Below are 16,632 nucleotides of genomic sequence, written 5' to 3' on the forward strand. Positions count from 1 at the left end.
GGCGGCACCTATACTTTTCCTGCGCCGCGACCCGGACACCCGCACCTTCGGGGACCTGGGCGCGGACGCGGAATGCCCCAGGAAACACCAAAGTACGTACAAGCACCCCACACCGAAAGCCGTCTGGTATCTCCGATGCGAGAACTGGAACGGAACCGAGACGCACCGGACACCGGTGCGTCGACCGGGCTGCGCAGCCTCGCCGTGATCGGCGCCGGCCGCACCGGCGGTTCTGTCACATCCGCCGCCCGCGCCGCCGGGCTCGACGTCCGCGTCGGCACCCGGGGCACCGCCGCCGTCACCGCCGGTGGCTCCGGCATCGCCCTCCTGTGCGTCCCCGACGAGTCGATCTCCGCCGTCTGCGCCGAGGTCGCCGCCGGGACGGACCTTCCCCCCTACGTCGGCCACGTCAGCGGCGCCACCGGCCTGGACGCGCTGGAGTCCGCCGCCCGCCGGGGAGCACAGACGTTCCGGCTGCACCCGCTGCAGACCATCCCGGCGCCGGGGACCAGTCTGACCGGCGTTCCGGCGGCGGTCACCGGGTCAACCCCGGCCGCGGCCGAGGTCGCCCGCACGCTCGCCCGACGGCTCGGGATGGTGCCGTTCGACCTGGCCGAGGAGCACCGGGCGGCCTACCACGCGGGCGCCGTGCTCGCGTCCAACTTCGTCCTGGCACTGGCGGAGACGGCGGCCGACCTGCTCACCCGCGCCGGCGTGAAGGACGCCCGGGCGGCCCTCACGCCGTTGGTGCTGAGCACGGCGGCGAACTGGGCCGGCGCGGGCCCGGCCGCGCTCACCGGACCCATCGCCCGGGGAGACGAGGAGACGGTCCGCGCCCACCAGGCCGCGCTGGCCGATCTCGCCCCCGAGCTTTCGCCGGTCTACACCGCACTCGCCGACCGCACCCGGGCGGTCGCCGCGAACCAGCACCCAGGAGGTACGCCGGTGTCCACCCCGAAGATCGTCCGGACCCGGGAGGAGCTGCGGGCGGAGCTGGCACCCGCCCGCCGGTCCGGTGCCCGGATCGGCCTCGTACCCACCATGGGCTTCCTGCACGAGGGCCACGCCAGCCTGCTGCGCGCCGCCCGGGAGCGCTGCGACGTCGTGGTGATGAGCCTGTTCGTCAACCCCACACAGTTCGGCCCGAACGAGGACCTCGCGGCCTACCCGCGCGACGAGGCGGCCGACCTCGCCGTGGCCGCGGCGGCGGGCGTCGACCTGGTGTACGCACCGGCCGCGGACCACGTGTACCCGCCCGGGTTCGCTACCACCGTCGAGGTCGGCGGCGACCTCACCAGCGTGCTCTGCGGCGACCCCGCGCGCCGCGGTGCCGCCCACTTCCGCGGCGTCACCACCGTGGTGGCGAAGCTGCTCAACGCCGTCGGCCCGGACGTGGCGTTCTTCGGCCAGAAGGACGCCCAGCAGGCGATCGTCGTCCAGGCGATGGTGCGTGACCTCGAACTCCCCGTCGAGATCGTGGTCCTGCCCACGGTGCGCGAGCCGGACGGCCTGGCGATGAGCTCGCGCAACGTCTACCTGACAGCGGAGGAACGCGTCCGGGCCCGGGCCCTGAACCAGGCGCTGACCGCCGCCGCCCGCACCGCCCGCAACGGGTCCACCGTCCAGGACGCGCTGGCCGCGGCCGGGAAGGTACTCGCCGACGCCGGAATCGAACCGGAGTACCTCGAGGCCCGCGACGCCGGAAACCTCACCGTGGCGGAGCGTTTCGGCGACCGCCCCGTCCTGATCGCGGTCGCCGCCCGGGTCGGCCGCGCCCGGCTGATCGACAACCAGGTCGTCGAAGTAGTCCAAGGAGCATGACCATGCAGCGAACCATGCTGAAGTCCAAGATCCACCGCGCCACGGTGACGGCCTGCGACGTGGACTACGTGGGCAGCATCACCATCGACGCCGCCCTCATGCGCGCCGCCGACCTGCTGCCCAACGAGCAGGTGCACGTGTGGGACGTCGACAACGGCACGCGGTTCGTCACCTACGTGCTGGAGGGCGCGCCGGGCTCGGGCTCCATGCAGGTCAACGGCGCGGCCGCGCTGCTCGTGGAGAGGGGCCACAAGGTGATCGTGGCGTCGTTCGCGACCTACGACGCCGCCGAACTCGCCACCCACGACCCCGCCGTCGTGCACGTGGACGCCGGCAACGCCGTCGCCCTGGTCGGCTCGGACGCAGGCGTGCTGATGGACTCCCCGCTCGCCTCCGCGGCCGGCTTCGAACGGACCGGGCCGTGAGCACCCGGCCCGCTTCGCCCGGTGCCGGTTCCACGCCCGGTCCCACGCCCGGTTCCACGCCTGGTTCGAACCCGGGTTCCGGCCCCGACGACGCGGCTTCGACGCGGGCCCGGCTCACCGTCGGCGCGCTCGCCCAGCTGAAGGCGACGGGCATGCCGATCACGATGGTGACGGCCTACGACTTCCCGTCCGCCCGGGTCGCGGAGGACGCCGACGTCGACGTGGTGCTGGTCGGCGACTCCGCCGCGATGACGGTCCTGGGCCACGACTCGACGCTGCCGGTCGGGATGACCGAGATGCTGGTGCTCGCCGCCGCGGTCCGCCGGGGTCTGCGTACCCCCCTGCTGGTCGCCGACCTTCCGTTCGGGTCGTACGAGCGTTCCGACGAGCACGCGATCGGCAACGCCCAGCGGTTCGTGAAGGAGGCCGGCGCGGACGCGGTGAAGCTGGAACGCGGGGGCACCTCCGCCGACCGGGCCCGGGCGATCGTCGCCGCCGGCGTACCCGTGATGGGGCACGTCGGTCTCACCCCGCAGACGGCCGGCCAGCTCGGCGGTTTCCGCGCCCAGGGCCGCACCGCCGCGGGAGCGACGCGCATCGCCGAGGAAGCCCTCGCCCTGCAGGAATCCGGCTGCTTCGCCCTGGTCCTGGAGGCGATCCCGGCGGCGGTCACCGAGCAGTTGATGCCGTACCTCCGGATCCCGGTGATCGGCATCGGCGCCGGCCCGGCCACCGACGGGCAGGTGCTGGTGTTCCACGACCTGCTGGGGATGTCGGCCGGCACTCCCGCGAGGTTCGTGAAGCGGTACGCCGACCTGCACGAGCAGATGGTGCGCGCGGTCGGCACGTACGCCGAGGAGGTGCGGACGGGGAAGTACCCCGGACCCGAGCACACCTACGGCATCGCCCCCGAGGAGCTGACGGCGTTCGCGGAAGCCCTTGCCGCACGGGCGGTCTGAGCGTCCGGTCCCATCAGGCAGCAGCGATCAGCCCGGTGCGAGGCTCGGGAAGCCGTCGATCTCCAGGTCCAGCTCGACGGCGTGCGTCAAGGTGTTCTTGACGGTGCACGCGCCGAGCACCGCCCGCAGCGCTGGTACGCGTTCGGGCGGCAGGTCCGGTGGCACCACGACCCGCACGTGCACCGCGTCCACCCGGGTCGACCCCTCGGCCGCCATCGTGAACATCGCCCGGACCGCCAGCCCCTCCGCGCCGACGCCGTGCCGCGCGAGGAAACGCCCGGCGTGGAAGGCGACGCAGGCGGCCAGCGCACCGACCAGCAACTCCACCGGTGTCGGTGCGGTGTCGGTCCCGCCCTCCTCGCGCGGCTGGTCGACGTGCAGCTGGTGTCCGCGTACTTCCACGACGTACGCGTCACCCTCCAGCGGACGCACCTCGACCGGTGCCGGTTCGTGCCGGCTCACCGGGCTGCCGCCCGTACGACCGCGACCGAGCAGTGCGCGTGGTGCAGCAGCGACTCGGCCACCGAACCGAGCAGCATGCGTTCCAGCCCGCCGCGTCCGCGCGATCCCACGACGACCAGCTCCGCGCCACGGGACGACTCCGACAACAACACCGCGGGGCGTCCCTCCAGCACGCTGGTGCTCACCACGACGTCCGGGAACTTGGACCGGAAACCGGCGAGGGACTCCGAGAGCCACAGCATGTGCTCGTCGCGGCGGCGGGAGAAGGCGTCCGCGTCCCACTGCGCCTCGTCGGGGTGTTCCAGCCGCCAGCAGTGGACGGCCACCAGGGGCAGGCCGCGACCGGCGGCCTCCTCGAACGCGAACGCCACCGCGCGTTCGGAACACTCCGACCCGTCCACCCCCACGATCACCCGCGGGCCGGCCGGCGAGTGTTCCTTCGACGCGCGGGCGACGATCACCGGGCAGCGCGCCTGGTGCGCGACCGCCGAGCTCACCGACCCGAGCACCACCGAGGCCACCGCCGACCGCGACCGCGAACCCACCACGAGCAGCTCCGCGTCCATGGCCTGGTCGAGGAGCGCCCGTGCCGGCCGGTCTGCCAGCACTGCCGGCGTCAGCACCATGTCCGGGTCGAGCTGGTCGCGGGCGATGCTCGCCGCCGCGTTCGCGTCGGTGTTCTCGCCGTCGGTCTCGAGGTCGTCGACGCCCTGCACCGGTGCGGGATATTCGTGGGAGACGACGATGCGCAGAGGGAGCATCCGGTTGCGGGCCTCGTCGATGGCCCACTGCAGTGCCAGCCGGCTCTCCGCCGTGCCGTCGACGCCGACCACCACCGGGCGCCGGTTGCGTTCGGTCATCGCAGCGCCTCCTCCCGGGGGCGGGTCGTCGGCCGGCCGGTCGGACGGACGGACGGGCGGCGGGCCTGCGGCACCCGGATCCGGGCCCCGGCCCGGCCGCCGCGCCGGTCGGCGACCAGGTCGCCGGCCGGTACGGGCACCAGCGCGACCGGGCACCGGGCCCGGTTGATCGCCGTACAGCCGAGGGTGGAACCGAGGATCCCGCTGACGCCCGCGTCCCGGCTGCCGACCACGAGCAGGTCGGGCGGCCGGGCGATCCGCAGCGGTCCGGCCACCGTGCCGTCGCCGGGCGCGACCGTGACCTCCACGTCGGGGTACGCCGACAGATGGGGTGCCAGCAGCGCCTCGACCGCGTCGAAGCCCGGTGCGCTCACCCCGTGCACGTGGGTGTCCAGGGCGCGGGTCCACCACTTGTCACCCCGCGGCGGCACCGGTACGGCGAGCAGCCGGGCACCCCGCCGGGCGGCCACGTCGAACCCGAACCCGACGACGGCCCGCGTCGACGCACCGCCGTCCACTCCGACCACCACGTGGCCGTCGAGCCCGTCCAACAGGTGCCCGTCCCCCACCGGCACGCCCGACAGCCCCACCGGCAGCGGCCGGGGCGGCCTGCTGTCCTGCCGGACGAGGACCACCGGCGGCACCGGTCTTCCTTCCCGGCCGGCTCGGTGCGCACCGCGCAGGAACGCGAGCAGGACGCCCCTCCCCCGGGTGCCCACGACGACGAGGGTGGGATCGGCGACCGCCTGGCCGAGCACGTCGGGCAGCGGGCCGGCGGCGGCCCAGGCGTACGCCTGCAGCGTGGGTTGCACAGCCACCGCCGTCGCGACCGCGGCGTCGGCCAGGCGCCAGGCCCGTTCCCGGGTCGTCGGCGTCCCGCCCTCGTCGTCGTCGACGGCCCCCTGACCGTCGTCCGGACCGAACTCGGATGCCAGCGGTCCGTCGGCGGGTCGCCGGTCGGTACGGGAACGTTCGCCGTACGCCTGCACCACCACCAGTGGCAGCTGGCGGAGGACGGCCTCGCGGGCGGCCCAGTGCAACGCGGGGTTGGCCAGCGCCACCCCGTCGAACGTCACCACGACCGCCCGCGCGGGACGCGGCTGTCGACCGGTCATCGAACGTCCCCCGATCTGTCCCCGCCCCTGGTGGCGACCCAGGCGCCAGACTGGTCCGGCCCGTACGGATCGACGTAGAGGACAAGGTCCTGTGCCTGCGGGTCCTTGGCCCTCGCCTGTTGCGAGAGCCACGGTGAGAACCCGCCATGGTCAAGAGGTCCGTGCCGCCGGGTTCATACCCACCGGGCCCGGCTCGGACGCAGGATCCCCGCGCGGAGCGCGCATGCGCGCAGCGGAACGGGTCCTAATCCTCTGTAGGACCCGGACCGGCGCGCGGACGCTTGGACCGGGGGTGCGGGCCTGTCGCCGGACGGCCCGCCAACGACACATGGCCGAATCATGAAGCCGACGTTCACGCTGGGCCGCGTCGCCGGGGTCTCCGTCGGCGTCCACTGGTCCGTGCTGGTGATGATGCTGCTGGTCACCGAGATCGTGGCGGTGGCCATCCTCCCGGTCCAGGCGCCCAACGCCGGCACGGTGGTCGACTGGGTGGCCGGGGTGCTCGCGGCGGTCACGTTCCTCGCGTCCCTGCTGGCACACGAGCTCGCGCACGCCGTCGTCGCCCGGCGGTACGGCATGCCGGCCGACCGGATCACCCTGTGGCTGCTCGGCGGGGTGACCGAGCTCGGCTCCAACCCGCCCACCCCCCGCGCGGCGTTCCTGGTCGCCGGTGCGGGCCCGGCCACCAGCCTCGTCCTCGGCGCGGCGTTCGGGGGCCTGGCCGCGGGTGCCGCCCTGCTCTCGCTGCCGATCGTGCTCCGGGAGGTGCTGACCTGGCTCGGGTTCGTGAACGCGGTGCTCGGCATCTTCAACCTGCTGCCCGGCGCGCCGCTGGACGGTGGGCGGCTGCTCCAGGCAGGGCTGTGGAAGCGGTCCGGCGACCAGGCGCGGGCGGCGGTCTCGGCGGCGCGGGCGGGCCGGTTCCTCGGCATGGCGCTGATCGCCCTCGGTGTGTTCCAGCTCGTCGCCGGCCAGGTGGTCAGCGGTCTGTGGCTGGCCCTGATCGGCTGGTTCCTGGTCATGTCGGCGCTGTCGGAGGAGTCGGTGACCGGAGTGCGGGAACGCCTGACCGGCGTACGGCTGCGGGACGTGATGAGCCCGGCGCCGGTGACCGCACCGTCGTGGTGGACCGTGGACGCCTTCCTGGAAAGGGTCGCCGAGCGCGACCACCACCGGTCCTTCCCCGTCGTGGACATGGAGGGCCGGCCGCTGCGCGTGGTCAGCCTCACCGACCTCGCCCGGGTGCCCGAGCAGACGCGGGGCACCACCAAGCTCGCCGACCTCGGCCGGCCGCTGCGACCGGACGGGACCGCCGGCCCAGAGGACCTGCTGACCGAGCTCCCGGCAGGTACGTGGCAACTGTCCGGCCGCGGGATGCTGCTGGTCGTCGAAGGTGGCCACGTGGTCGGCATCGTGAACAGCCACGACGTGAACCGCGCCGTCGAGCTCGCCAAGCTCGGGCACCTGCCCCACGCGGGCGACGGGTCGGCCGGCGCCGAGCCGGCTCAGGCGGGCCGGGAAGGTCAACCGGGCCAAGAGGGTCACGGCACCCCGAGCCCGTACGTACCGTGGCAACGGCCCGGCGGCTGACCGCCCGCCCGCACTGCGCGGCCTACCATCGAAGTGTGGTCGGGAACGGTTCCCCTCCGCACGAGCGCCTGCGCTCCCTGGTCAGTTCTCTTCTCACCCTCGGCACCGACCTCGAGGGCGAACAGGCGGCCGAGCGGATCCTGCGGTCGGCGAGCGAGCTCGTGCGGGGCAGGTATGCCGTTGTGCGGCAGGCGAACCCACCAGACGAGACGGTCGAGCTCTTCCTGCACGGCCTGAGCCGGGCCGAGTACGCCGAACGCGCGGATCGCCCCGACTTCGCCCGGTTGGTCGAGCAGCTCACGCTGTCCGGCCGGCCGGTCCGCACCCGGGCGCTGCTGGGCGTACCCATGCGTCCGCGTGACCACCACTCCGGCCAGCTCCTCGTCGGTGATCCCGAGGGAGGCGAGTTCACCCGGGACGACGAGGACCTGCTCGCGGCCTACGGCGCCGCGGCGGCGATGGTGATGCACCGGGCCGACCTCCACGAACGCGAACGCCGGCAGCAGCGCTGGCTGCACGCGGTGACCGAGCTCACCGAACTGCTGCTCGGCCAGGTCGACCGGGAGAAGGCCCTCGGTACGCTCACCGCCCGGCTGCGGGAGGTGTCCGGTGCGGACTACAGCGCGCTGCTCCTGCTGGACCCCGCCGATCCCGATAGCGGCACCCTGCACGCGGTCACCGGACTGTCGCTGGAGCACCTGGCCGGACGGCGTGTCCCGCTGCGCGGCCTCACCGCCCACGTCGTGCGCTCCCGGCGCGGCGTGGTCAGCCCCGACCTGGACCAGGTGTACGGGTACGGACCGCCTCCGGAGTGGCGGACCGCGCTCGCCGACCTCGGGCTGGGCATGCTGTTGCCGCTGCGCACCGACGGCGAGGTGCTGGGCGTTCTCTTCGCCGGCTGGCGCAAGGAGTCTCCGGTGGCGCACCTGGCCGCCCAGGAGGTGGACCTGGTGGAGATGTTCGCCCACCAGGCGGCGCTGGCGCTGCGGCAGGCTCGCACCCAGACCAGTCGTACCGAACTCTCGGTGCTCGCCGACCGGGAGCGGATCGCGCAGGACCTCGACACCGTGGTCGCCCGCCGCCTGAACCGGGTGGCCGCGGACCTGGGCGCCGCCGTCGAGGGCAGCAGGCGTCCGGTCGTACGGGAACGGCTCGCGGTGGCCGAACGGGAGGTGGCCGAGACCATCACCCTGATCCGCGAGGTCAGCGGCGACCTGCGTACCCCCGCCCAAGCCGCGCAGCGGGCCGCCTCGGCGTGCTGGCTGCGGTTGCAGGCGGAGGTGGTGAAGGCGTCTGACCGGTTCGGATTCGTACCGGGCCTCGAGGTGCACGGCGCGCTGGACGCGGTCTGCGACGCCGTCCAGTGTGAGCTGGCCGCCCAGGTTCGGCGGGCGCTGGACCGAGCGGCGGAGTACGAGTCGCCGAGCCGGGTCGACCTGGTCATCGACCTCGAGGAGAGCCGGTTCCGGTTGATCGTGGCCGGTGCCCGCAACGCCCCCTCGCCCGGTGAACAGGTGACCGAGTGGGCGGTGCGGCTTGGTTGACGGGTGGTCACGGCACGCGGACCGGAACACCCTCGTCCGCCTGGTCGAGGCGATCGTCGACGTGGGTTCGCAGGTCGACGTCGAGACCGTGGGGACCCGGGTGGCCGCCGCGGCCGCCCGCCTGGCCGGCGCCCGAACAGCGATCGTACGGCTCACTTCCGGGACCACCGCCCGGACGTTCCGGCACGGTGTCGGCGCCGACGACGCGGCGCGGCTGCTCGCGGGGCCCGAACTCACCGCCGCCCGCGGCCTGCTGGCGAAGTCCGATGAACCCGTGCACCGACCCGGCCTGCTCGCCCTGCTGCTGCCGGCCGCCGACACCGGCTCCGTCGCCGGCGAGCTGTATCTCCTGGACCGGCGGGACACCTCCTTCAGCGCCGACGACGAGGCGGCCGTCACCGTCCTGGGCACCGCCGCCGTGACCGCACTGCACAACGCCGAGCGGTACGAGACCGAACGCCGCCGCCAGCGGTGGCTGCGTTCCACCGCCGAGCTCACCCACCAACTGCTCGGCCGGACAAACCGGCGAGAAGCCCTGGACCTGCTGGTCACCCGGCTGCGCCAGGTGTCGGGTGCCGACTTCGGTGGGCTGCTGCTCCTGGACCCGGCCAACCCCGGCACGGTCGTCCTGGAGGCTGCCCAGGGCGCCGGGCTCGCGGACACCACTGGCGGGCGGGCGCCGCTGCGCGGGCTGACCGCCAAGGTCGTCTCCTCCGGACAGAGCATGGTGAGCGAGGACCTCCGTGCCGTTCCGGGATACAACCCGCCGCCTGCCTGGCACGCGGCGCTGGCGAACGTCGGCGTGGGCATGCTGACGCCGCTCACCGCCGAGGGGGAGGTTCTGGGCGTGCTGTTCGCCGGGTGGCAGCGGGATTCGCAGTCCGAAGGCCTGACCGTCCCCGACGTCGCTCCGGTGGAGATGTTCGCCAGCCAGGCGGCGCTCGCGCTGCGGCACCAGCGCGCCCAGGAGGCACGGATCGAGCAGCGGGTACTGGAGGACCGCGACCGGATCGCCCAGGACCTGCACGAGCGGGTGATCCGCCGGCTGTTCGACGTCAGCGCGAAGCTGCACCTGGTCGCCAGCCTTCGCGACGGCGCCGAGGTCGGCACCCGGGTCGAGCGGGCGATCGGCGATCTGGACGCTGCCACCCGCGAGGTGCGCGGCGCCATCTTCGCGCTCACCGGACCCCCGCCCGGCACGCACTCCCTGCACGCCGACCTGCTGGCGGCGATCGACCGGGCCCGGGAACGGTTCGGCATCGTCCCCCGGCTGGTGGTGCACGGCCCGCTGGAGTCCGTCCCGCAGCCGGTGAGAGCCGAACTCCTCGCGGCCGCGCGTGCCGCGTTCGACCGGATCGAGGAGGCGGGGCCGCCGAGCCGGCTGCAGGTCGAGGTACGAGCCGCGCAGGGCGAGGTACGGCTGAGGGTGACCTACTCCGCGGTCGACGAGCCGCCGGGCGGGCTCGCGTACGAGCAGACCGCCACCGACTGGCAGGCCCCGCTCGGCGAGCCGGACCAGTCCTGAGCGGCACCGGGAGGTCACGGAACGGGGCCGAGGAGGGCGGTCTGGATGATCTGTTTCCACCACGCTCGCGGACCGGCGAGGATGTGCGCGTGAGCACACCATTCCAGACCCAGTGGTGGCCCGACGGTGGCCCTCCGCGCGGGGCGACCTATGACGGATCCGGCGTGACGTTCGCCCTCTGGGCGCCGATGGCCGAACGCGTCGAGGTCTGCCTGTTCGACGACCACTCCACCGAGCGCCGGGTTCCGCTCACCGACCTGTTGTTCGGGGTGTGGTCGGGCCGGGTTCCCGGCCTGCACCCGGGCCAGCGGTACGGCTACCGCGTGCACGGGCCGTGGGACCCCTACACCGGCCACCGGTTCAACGGCGCGAAGCTGCTGGTCGACCCGTACGCCCGGGCGATCACCGGTGAGGCGGACGACCACGCCGCCGTGTTCGGCCACGTGGCCGGCGGCGACGACACGGTGCGCGACGACCGGGACTCCGCGCCGTACGTTCCGCGTTCGGTGGTGGTCGACCCGACCTTCGACTGGGGCGAGGACCCGCGGCCGTACGTCCCGTGGAGCGACACGGTGCTGTACGAACTCCACGTACGCGGGGCGACGATGCGGCACCCGGACGTGCCGCCGGAGCTGCGCGGCACCTACGCCGGGCTCGCGCACCCGGCCGTGCTCGGTTACCTGCGCGACCTCGGCGTCACCACCGTCGAGCTCCTGCCCGTCCACCACTTCGTCAGCGAGTTCGTCCTGCGCGGGCGGGGTCTTTCCAACTACTGGGGCTACAACACCCTCGGCTTCTTCGCACCGCACGCCGGCTACGCCAGCACGGGCACCGAGGGGCAGCAGGTCGCGGAGTTCAAGCGGATGGTCAAGGCGATGCACGAGGCCGGCCTGGAGGTCGTGCTGGACGTCGTCTACAACCACACCGCCGAGCAGAACGAGTTCGGCCCGACGTACTCCTTCCGCGGCATCCACAACATCGCCTACTACCGGCTGGACGGCGGCGGCCGTCGTTACCGCGACCTCAGCGGCACCGGCAACACGCTGAACGCCCGCCACCCGGACGTCGTGCGGCTGGTCCTGGACTCACTGCGCTACTGGGTGCAGGAGATGCACGTGGACGGCTTCAGGTTCGACCTCGCGCCGATCCTCACCCGCGGCGTGGGCGACGTGGACATGGCGGGTGCGTTCCTCGCCGCCGTCGGGCAGGACCCGGTGCTGTCGCGGGTCAAGCTGATCGCCGAGCCGTGGGACCTCGGCTTCGACGGCTACCAGGTGGGTGGGTTCCCGGCGCCGTGGTCGGAGTGGAACGACCGGTTCCGCGATGCCGTACGCGAGTTCTGGGCAGGTTCGGCCGACGGCGTGCGCGACCTCGCCTCCCGGCTGTCGGGGTCCAGCGACCTCTACCGCCGCAGCGGCCGGCGGCCGTTCGCGTCCATCAACTACGTCACCGCTCACGACGGATTCACCCTGCGCGACCTGGTGAGCTACGTCAGCAAGCACAACGAGGCCAACGGCGAGGCCAACGACGACGGGCACAACGACAACCGGTCGGTCAACTTCGGGGTGGAGGGCGAGACCGACGACCCGGAGATCGTCAAGCTGCGGTTGCGTCAGGTGCGCGGGCTGCTCACCACCCTGCTGCTCGCCACCGGCGTGCCGATGCTGATGGCCGGCGACGAGAGCGGACGCACCCAGCACGGCAACAACAACGCCTACTGCCAGGACAACGAGATCTCCTGGCTGGACTGGTCGGAGGAGCAGACCTGGCCGCAGTTACGCGACACCGTCCGGGACCTGCTGCGGATCCGCCGCGAGCACCCGGTGTTCCGCCGGCCGCACTTCTTCCACGGGCGGCTGGACCCGGCCGGCGGGCGGCGTGACGTCGGCTGGTTCGCGCCCTGGGGCGAGGAGATGGACGACGACGCCTGGCACGACTCGTCCCTGCGCACTCTCGGGATGTTCCTCGCCGGTGAGCACACCGCTCGGACCGCGCCGAGCGGTGAGCCCGTACGCGACGACTCGTTCCTGCTGTGGCTGCACGGCGGCGACGCGCCGGTCGACGTCACGCTGCCCGGGCCGCCGTGGGCGATGGCGTACACCGTGGCTCTCGACACCAGCGAGTGCCTCGGCTCCGACCAGGTTGCGGCCGGGGAACACCTGCTGCTCCCACCGCACACAGCGGTGGTTCTGCGTGCCGTGTGAGCCGTGTGAGCGGCGTGCGAGCGGCCGGACGGCCCGCCGGGTGACCCGGGGTGGACACCCCGCGGGCCGACCGCGGACAGCGGGCGCCCACCGGCGCGGCAGGACCGGCTGGGGGCCGTTTCCAACCGTTATAGTCCGAGGCCGAACCGACGAAGAGGTTGTCCATGCTGCGCTACACCCTGATCCACCCCGAGATCCTGGCCGCGCTGGCGTCGGCCGGGCACGGCTCGCGGGTGCTGATCGCCGACGGGCACTACCCGTTCGCCACCGCGGCGGGCCCGAACGCGACGCACGTCTTCCTCAACCTGTCCCCCGGCAAGCTGTCGGTCACCGACGTGCTGACCGCGCTGGTGGACGCTGCGCCGATCGAGGCGGCCGCGGTGATGCAGCCGCCGCCGGACCAGCCGACGCCGGAGATCTTCGCGGAGTTCGACGACCTGCTTCCCGTCGGCACACCGGTCGAGCGTCTCGACCGGTTCGGCTTCTACGACGCGGCCAGGACCGACGACGTGGCCCTGGTCATCGCCACCGGCGAGCAGCGCACCTACGCCAACCTCCTGTTGACGCTGGGCGTCGCGTCAGTCGGGTAGCCGGATCTCCCCCGCGGCCACCGGCGCGACCTGCCCGGTGACCCTGGTCTCGCGTGCCTGCCCCTCCTGCGCGCGTACCACGCAGTCCAGCCGCGACGGCCGGCCCAGCTCCGCGCCCTGGACCACGGTGTAGGCCGTCTCGCCGTCGCCGGGGACCAGGCCGTTGCCGACCAGCCACACCCCGAGTGCCAGGGCGGCCGAACCCGTCGCCGGGTCCTCGGCGATACCGAGCTCGGGGGCGAACAGCCGGGCGTGGGCCTCCCGCCGGTCGGCGTCCCAGGAGAAGAGGTAGACCTTCTTCACGCCCTGGGCGCGGGCGGCCCCGGAGTCCAGGCTCGCGCGGGCGACCGCCTCGTCGATGACAGGCAGGAACACGTGGTCGACGCCGGCGGCCGCGGTCTGGGCGGGCGGGCCGAGCAGGTCGGCGAAGCCCAGCCCGGCGGCGGCGAGCAGCGGTCCGGGGTCGAGTGTCGAGCCGAGCACCGGCTTGCCGCCGGTGATGGTGGCCAGGTCGCCGTCCACGTGCACCGGCAGGTTGCCGGCTCCGCACTCCTGCACGACGTCGCCCGAACGGATGCGGCCGAGACGGGCCAGCGTCGCCGCGGTCCCCACGCTCGGGTGCCCCGCGAACGGCAGCTCGGCGCCCGGGGTGAAGATGCGCACGCGGTAGTCGCCACCGGATTCCGGCGGGAGCACGAACGCCGTCTCCGACAGGTTGAACTCCTTGGCGAGCGTCTGCATCACCTCCCCGCTCATAACCTCGGCGTCCAGGACGACGGCGAGCGGGTTGCCGGCGTAGGGCCGGTCGGTGAACACGTCGACGATCTCGTACGGTCTGCTGGGCATGGCTCCCATGATCCCAGCCGGGCCCGGCCCACTGCGACCGGATTCAGCCCGCGGTGAACGGCTTCCAGGTGTGGCCGCCGTCGTCGGTTCGGAACAGCTGCGACGTGTGCAGGTCGGCGTAGCCGGCGACCAGGGTGCCGTGCAGGTCGTCGGTGAACGCGAGGTCGTACACCGGGCCTCGCTCGGGCACGGCCATCGTGGTCTGCCAGGTGCGGCCGCCGTCGAAGCTCATGTGCACGAAGCTCTCGTCGCCGCCGGTGGCGCCGACCGCCAGCGTGCCGCCTGGGGAGACCGCGAAGCCGGTGGTGATGCCGGTGGCCGGGGCCGTCCCGACGGTCGTGAACGTGCCACCCTCGCCGGCCAGGCGTACGACCTTGTCCATCCGGCCACGGCCGGGATTGGAGCTGCACAGTGCGTACACCTCGCTCGGCGCGGCCGGCCCGAGCTCGGTGGCGGCCTCCTGCCGGCACGGTGTGCTCCGCGCCGTCCAGTCGGCGCCCTCCGGGGAGGTCCAGTAACGGGTGGGCGAGAACACCGGCCCGAGGCTCACCACGACCGAGCTCCGCCGTACACCGAGCGCGCCGCTGGCGTACGCCGCACCGCCGCTGTCGGCGACGCTCACCCCCCGCACGGCCGACCAGGCACGCTCCCCGATCGGGGTGCGGTAGACCTCCGTGCGCCGGTCCTGCCCGGACCCGGAGGCCACCACGGCGTACGCGGTCTGGTGGGCGGCGGCCAGATCTCCGACGAAGGCCGGCTGGCGGTCACCGGCGAGCTGCTCCGCCCGCCAGGTGCGACCGCCGTCGTAGGTGGCGTACAGCTCCAGGCCGTTGGTGGCCAGGCCGATCGAGCGGTGGTGCAGGAAGTCACCGAAGCGCGCGGCGAACAGGATGCGGACCTGGGCGTGGCTGGGAGAACTGCGGATCGGCGGGGCCGGCACGCGGGTCCAGTGGGCACCGCCGTCGGTGGTGTGCAGCAGGACCGGGCACTGCCCGCCCTCACCGGGGCCGGGCGGCCAGCACAGGGAATAGCCGAGCACCCAGCCGACCTGCGGCGTCGTCCACGACGTCGAGGTGGGGCTGAAGCCAGGCGGGGCGACGCCCTGGCCCGGCGCAGGGGCGTTCGGACTTGCCGACGCCCGTCCACCGGCACCGGCGAGCGGCACCGTGAAGGTGATCAGGAAGGCGGCGAGGAACAGCGCCGGGAGGGTGCGTGCCAGTGACGGCCGCGCACCGTCAGGCCGACTTCTCGCGGCGCTCCCCACTGCGGGACTTGCGACCTGGCTGCTCGCGCGGAACCAGCGTCGGGTTGACATTGTCGAGTACCACCTCGCGTGTGACGATCACCCGGGCCACGTCGTCTCTGCTGGGTACTTCGTACATCACGTTGAGCAGGACTTCCTCGATGATCGCGCGGGTTGCGCGCGCGCCGGTGCCGCGCAGCAGCGCCTGCTCGGCGATCGCCTCCACGGCGTCCTCGCTGAACTCCAGCTCCACTCCGTCGATCTCGAAGAGCTTCTGGTACTGCTTGATGAGCGCGTTGCGGGGCTCGCTGAGGATGCGCATCAGGGCCGGGCGGTCCAGCGGCTGGACGGTCGCGATCACCGGGAGGCGGCCGACGAACTCCGGGATCAGCCCGAACTTCAGCAGGTCCTCCGGCATCACGTCGGCGAACGTGTGCTCCTTCTCCCGGTCCTCCCGGGTGCGCACGTTGGCGCCGAAGCCGACGCCCTTCTTGCCGACGCGTTGTTCGATGATGCGCTCGAGGCCGGCGAAAGCGCCGCCGACGATGAACAGCACGTTGGTGGTGTCGATCTGGATGAACTCCTGGTGGGGATGCTTGCGCCCGCCCTGGGGAGGAACGCTCGCGGTGGTGCCCTCCAGGATCTTCAGCAGTGCCTGCTGCACGCCCTCGCCGGAGACGTCCCGGGTGATCGACGGGTTTTCGCTCTTGCGGGCGATCTTGTCGACCTCGTCGATGTAGATGATGCCCGTTTCGGCCTTCTTGACGTCGTAGTCGGCAGCCTGGATGAGTTTGAGCAGGATGTTCTCGACGTCCTCACCGACGTAGCCCGCCTCGGTGAGCGCGGTGGCGTCGGCGATCGCGAACGGCACGTTGAGCATCTTGGCCAGCGTCTGGGCGAGGTAGGTCTTGCCGCAGCCGGTGGGGCCGATCAGCAGAATGTTGGACTTCGCCAGCTCGACCGGCTCGTCCTTGGCGTGCCGGCCGCCGGCGGAGAGGCCGGACTGGACGCGTTTGTAGTGGTTGTACACCGCCACCGACAGGGCCTTCTTGGCGGCGTCCTGGCCGACGACGTACTGGTCGAGGAACTCGAAGATCTCCCGCGGCTTGGGCAGCTCCTGCAGCCCTACCTCGGAGGACTCGCTGAGCTCCTCCTCGATGATCTCGTTGCAGAGGTCGATGCACTCGTCGCAGATGTAGACGCCCGGACCTGCAATGAGCTTCTTGACCTGCTTCTGGCTCTTCCCGCAGAACGAGCACTTGAGCAGGTCGCCGCCGTCACCGATGCGTGCCACTCCGGAACGTCTCCTTAGGTTGCTCCGCCCGATGCTCGGGCGTGTGTCGAACCTGCCTCGGACCCGGGCGGGTCGCCTACCTCGTCGCCGCCCCGGCCTTGTGGGCCAGTCAGCCGCGCACCTGAGAGTACAGAGAACGACGGTACCCCGTTCT

General features: G+C 72.9%; 14 protein-coding genes. 8 read left to right on the forward strand and 6 right to left on the reverse strand.

The annotated features are described in order from the left end of the window. Positions 1 to 135: 135 nt before the first annotated feature. From panC to panB, 3 genes are read left to right on the forward strand one after another with little or no spacing between them, the layout of a single operon-like run. Positions 136 to 1,821 carry a pantoate--beta-alanine ligase gene (gene panC / locus BLU27_RS26375; RefSeq protein ID WP_092656278.1) on the forward strand — a complete coding sequence of 562 codons (1,686 nt, stop codon included), beginning with the start codon at positions 136 to 138 and terminating at the stop codon, positions 1,819 to 1,821. 2 nt (positions 1,822 to 1,823) lie between these two features. After that, a complete protein-coding gene (gene panD, locus BLU27_RS26380) occupies positions 1,824 to 2,246 on the forward strand; it encodes an aspartate 1-decarboxylase (protein WP_092656279.1) in 423 nt (140 codons plus the stop codon). Then, positions 2,243 to 3,205, forward strand: a complete 963-nt coding sequence (gene panB / locus BLU27_RS26385; protein WP_241827654.1) for a 3-methyl-2-oxobutanoate hydroxymethyltransferase — start codon at positions 2,243 to 2,245, stop codon at positions 3,203 to 3,205. Before panD ends, panB begins: the two co-directional genes overlap by 4 nt. 27 nt (positions 3,206 to 3,232) lie before the next feature. On the opposite strand, the gene BLU27_RS29360 is transcribed toward panB, so the two are convergent. From BLU27_RS29360 to BLU27_RS26400, 3 genes are read right to left on the reverse strand one after another with little or no spacing between them, the layout of a single operon-like run. Continuing rightward, positions 3,233 to 3,667 carry an OsmC family protein gene (locus BLU27_RS29360; protein ID WP_157728813.1) on the reverse strand — a complete coding sequence of 145 codons (435 nt, stop codon included), beginning with the start codon at positions 3,665 to 3,667 and terminating at the stop codon, positions 3,233 to 3,235. Continuing rightward, entirely contained in the window at positions 3,664 to 4,527 is an 864-nt protein-coding gene (locus tag BLU27_RS26395) for a universal stress protein (protein WP_092656281.1), read from the reverse strand. The genes BLU27_RS29360 and BLU27_RS26395 overlap by 4 nt, the downstream gene beginning before the upstream one ends. Further along, entirely contained in the window at positions 4,524 to 5,642 is a 1,119-nt protein-coding gene (locus BLU27_RS26400) for a universal stress protein (RefSeq protein ID WP_092656282.1), read from the reverse strand. Before BLU27_RS26400 ends, BLU27_RS26395 begins: the two co-directional genes overlap by 4 nt. Positions 5,643 to 5,981: 339 nt before the next feature. Here BLU27_RS26400 and BLU27_RS26405 point away from each other — a divergent pair, with 339 nt between their 5' ends. From BLU27_RS26405 to BLU27_RS26425, 5 genes are all read left to right on the forward strand, one after another. Beyond that, positions 5,982 to 7,232, forward strand: coding sequence for a site-2 protease family protein (locus tag BLU27_RS26405; protein ID WP_197681583.1), 1,251 nt, complete (start codon positions 5,982 to 5,984; stop codon positions 7,230 to 7,232). 35 nt (positions 7,233 to 7,267) lie between these two features. Beyond that, complete coding sequence (locus BLU27_RS26410; RefSeq protein WP_157728814.1) at positions 7,268 to 8,776, forward strand: GAF domain-containing protein; 1,509 nt, start codon at positions 7,268 to 7,270, stop codon at positions 8,774 to 8,776. Continuing rightward, on the forward strand, positions 8,769 to 10,301 hold the full coding sequence (locus BLU27_RS26415; protein ID WP_092656285.1) for a GAF domain-containing sensor histidine kinase: 1,533 nt from the start codon (positions 8,769 to 8,771) through the stop codon (positions 10,299 to 10,301). The genes BLU27_RS26410 and BLU27_RS26415 overlap by 8 nt, the downstream gene beginning before the upstream one ends. Positions 10,302 to 10,390: 89 nt before the next feature. Continuing rightward, on the forward strand, positions 10,391 to 12,505 hold the full coding sequence (glgX, locus tag BLU27_RS26420; protein WP_241827655.1) for a glycogen debranching protein GlgX: 2,115 nt from the start codon (positions 10,391 to 10,393) through the stop codon (positions 12,503 to 12,505). A gap of 164 nt (positions 12,506 to 12,669) precedes the next feature. Beyond that, on the forward strand, positions 12,670 to 13,095 hold the full coding sequence (locus BLU27_RS26425) for an RbsD/FucU family protein (RefSeq protein WP_092656286.1): 426 nt from the start codon (positions 12,670 to 12,672) through the stop codon (positions 13,093 to 13,095). On the opposite strand, the gene BLU27_RS26430 is transcribed toward BLU27_RS26425, so the two are convergent. From BLU27_RS26430 to clpX, 3 genes are read right to left on the reverse strand one after another with little or no spacing between them, the layout of a single operon-like run. Next, positions 13,084 to 13,941: a PhzF family phenazine biosynthesis protein gene (locus BLU27_RS26430; protein ID WP_092658339.1), complete on the reverse strand. Its 858-nt coding sequence runs from the start codon at positions 13,939 to 13,941 to the stop codon at positions 13,084 to 13,086. The two genes, BLU27_RS26425 and BLU27_RS26430, sit on opposite strands and share 12 nt — an antisense overlap. 43 nt (positions 13,942 to 13,984) lie before the next feature. Next, positions 13,985 to 15,205 (reverse strand): WD40/YVTN/BNR-like repeat-containing protein, encoded by a 1,221-nt coding sequence (locus BLU27_RS26435; RefSeq protein ID WP_092656287.1) that lies wholly within the window; start codon positions 15,203 to 15,205, stop codon positions 13,985 to 13,987. Further along, positions 15,177 to 16,478, reverse strand: coding sequence for an ATP-dependent Clp protease ATP-binding subunit ClpX (gene clpX, locus BLU27_RS26440; protein ID WP_092656288.1), 1,302 nt, complete (start codon positions 16,476 to 16,478; stop codon positions 15,177 to 15,179). The genes BLU27_RS26435 and clpX overlap by 29 nt, the downstream gene beginning before the upstream one ends. Positions 16,479 to 16,632: the final 154 nt, after the last annotated feature.

The organism is Actinopolymorpha singaporensis, from assembly GCF_900104745.1.
GTDB classification, from domain to species: domain Bacteria; phylum Actinomycetota; class Actinomycetes; order Propionibacteriales; family Actinopolymorphaceae; genus Actinopolymorpha; species Actinopolymorpha singaporensis.

What these genes read in the sequence shown, in the direction of transcription:
- panC (WP_092656278.1), top strand. Translation starts at nt 136, where the DNA reads ATGCGAGAACTGGAACGGAACCGAGACGCACCGGACACCGGTGCGTCG.
- panD (WP_092656279.1), top strand. Translation starts at nt 1,824, where the DNA reads ATGCAGCGAACCATGCTGAAGTCCAAGATCCACCGCGCCACGGTGACG.
- BLU27_RS26395 (WP_092656281.1), bottom strand. Translation starts at nt 4,527, where the DNA reads ATGACCGAACGCAACCGGCGCCCGGTGGTGGTCGGCGTCGACGGCACG.
- BLU27_RS26400 (WP_092656282.1), bottom strand. Translation starts at nt 5,642, where the DNA reads ATGACCGGTCGACAGCCGCGTCCCGCGCGGGCGGTCGTGGTGACGTTC.
- BLU27_RS26405 (WP_197681583.1), top strand. Translation starts at nt 5,982, where the DNA reads ATGAAGCCGACGTTCACGCTGGGCCGCGTCGCCGGGGTCTCCGTCGGC.
- BLU27_RS26425 (WP_092656286.1), top strand. Translation starts at nt 12,670, where the DNA reads ATGCTGCGCTACACCCTGATCCACCCCGAGATCCTGGCCGCGCTGGCG.
- BLU27_RS26430 (WP_092658339.1), bottom strand. Translation starts at nt 13,941, where the DNA reads ATGCCCAGCAGACCGTACGAGATCGTCGACGTGTTCACCGACCGGCCC.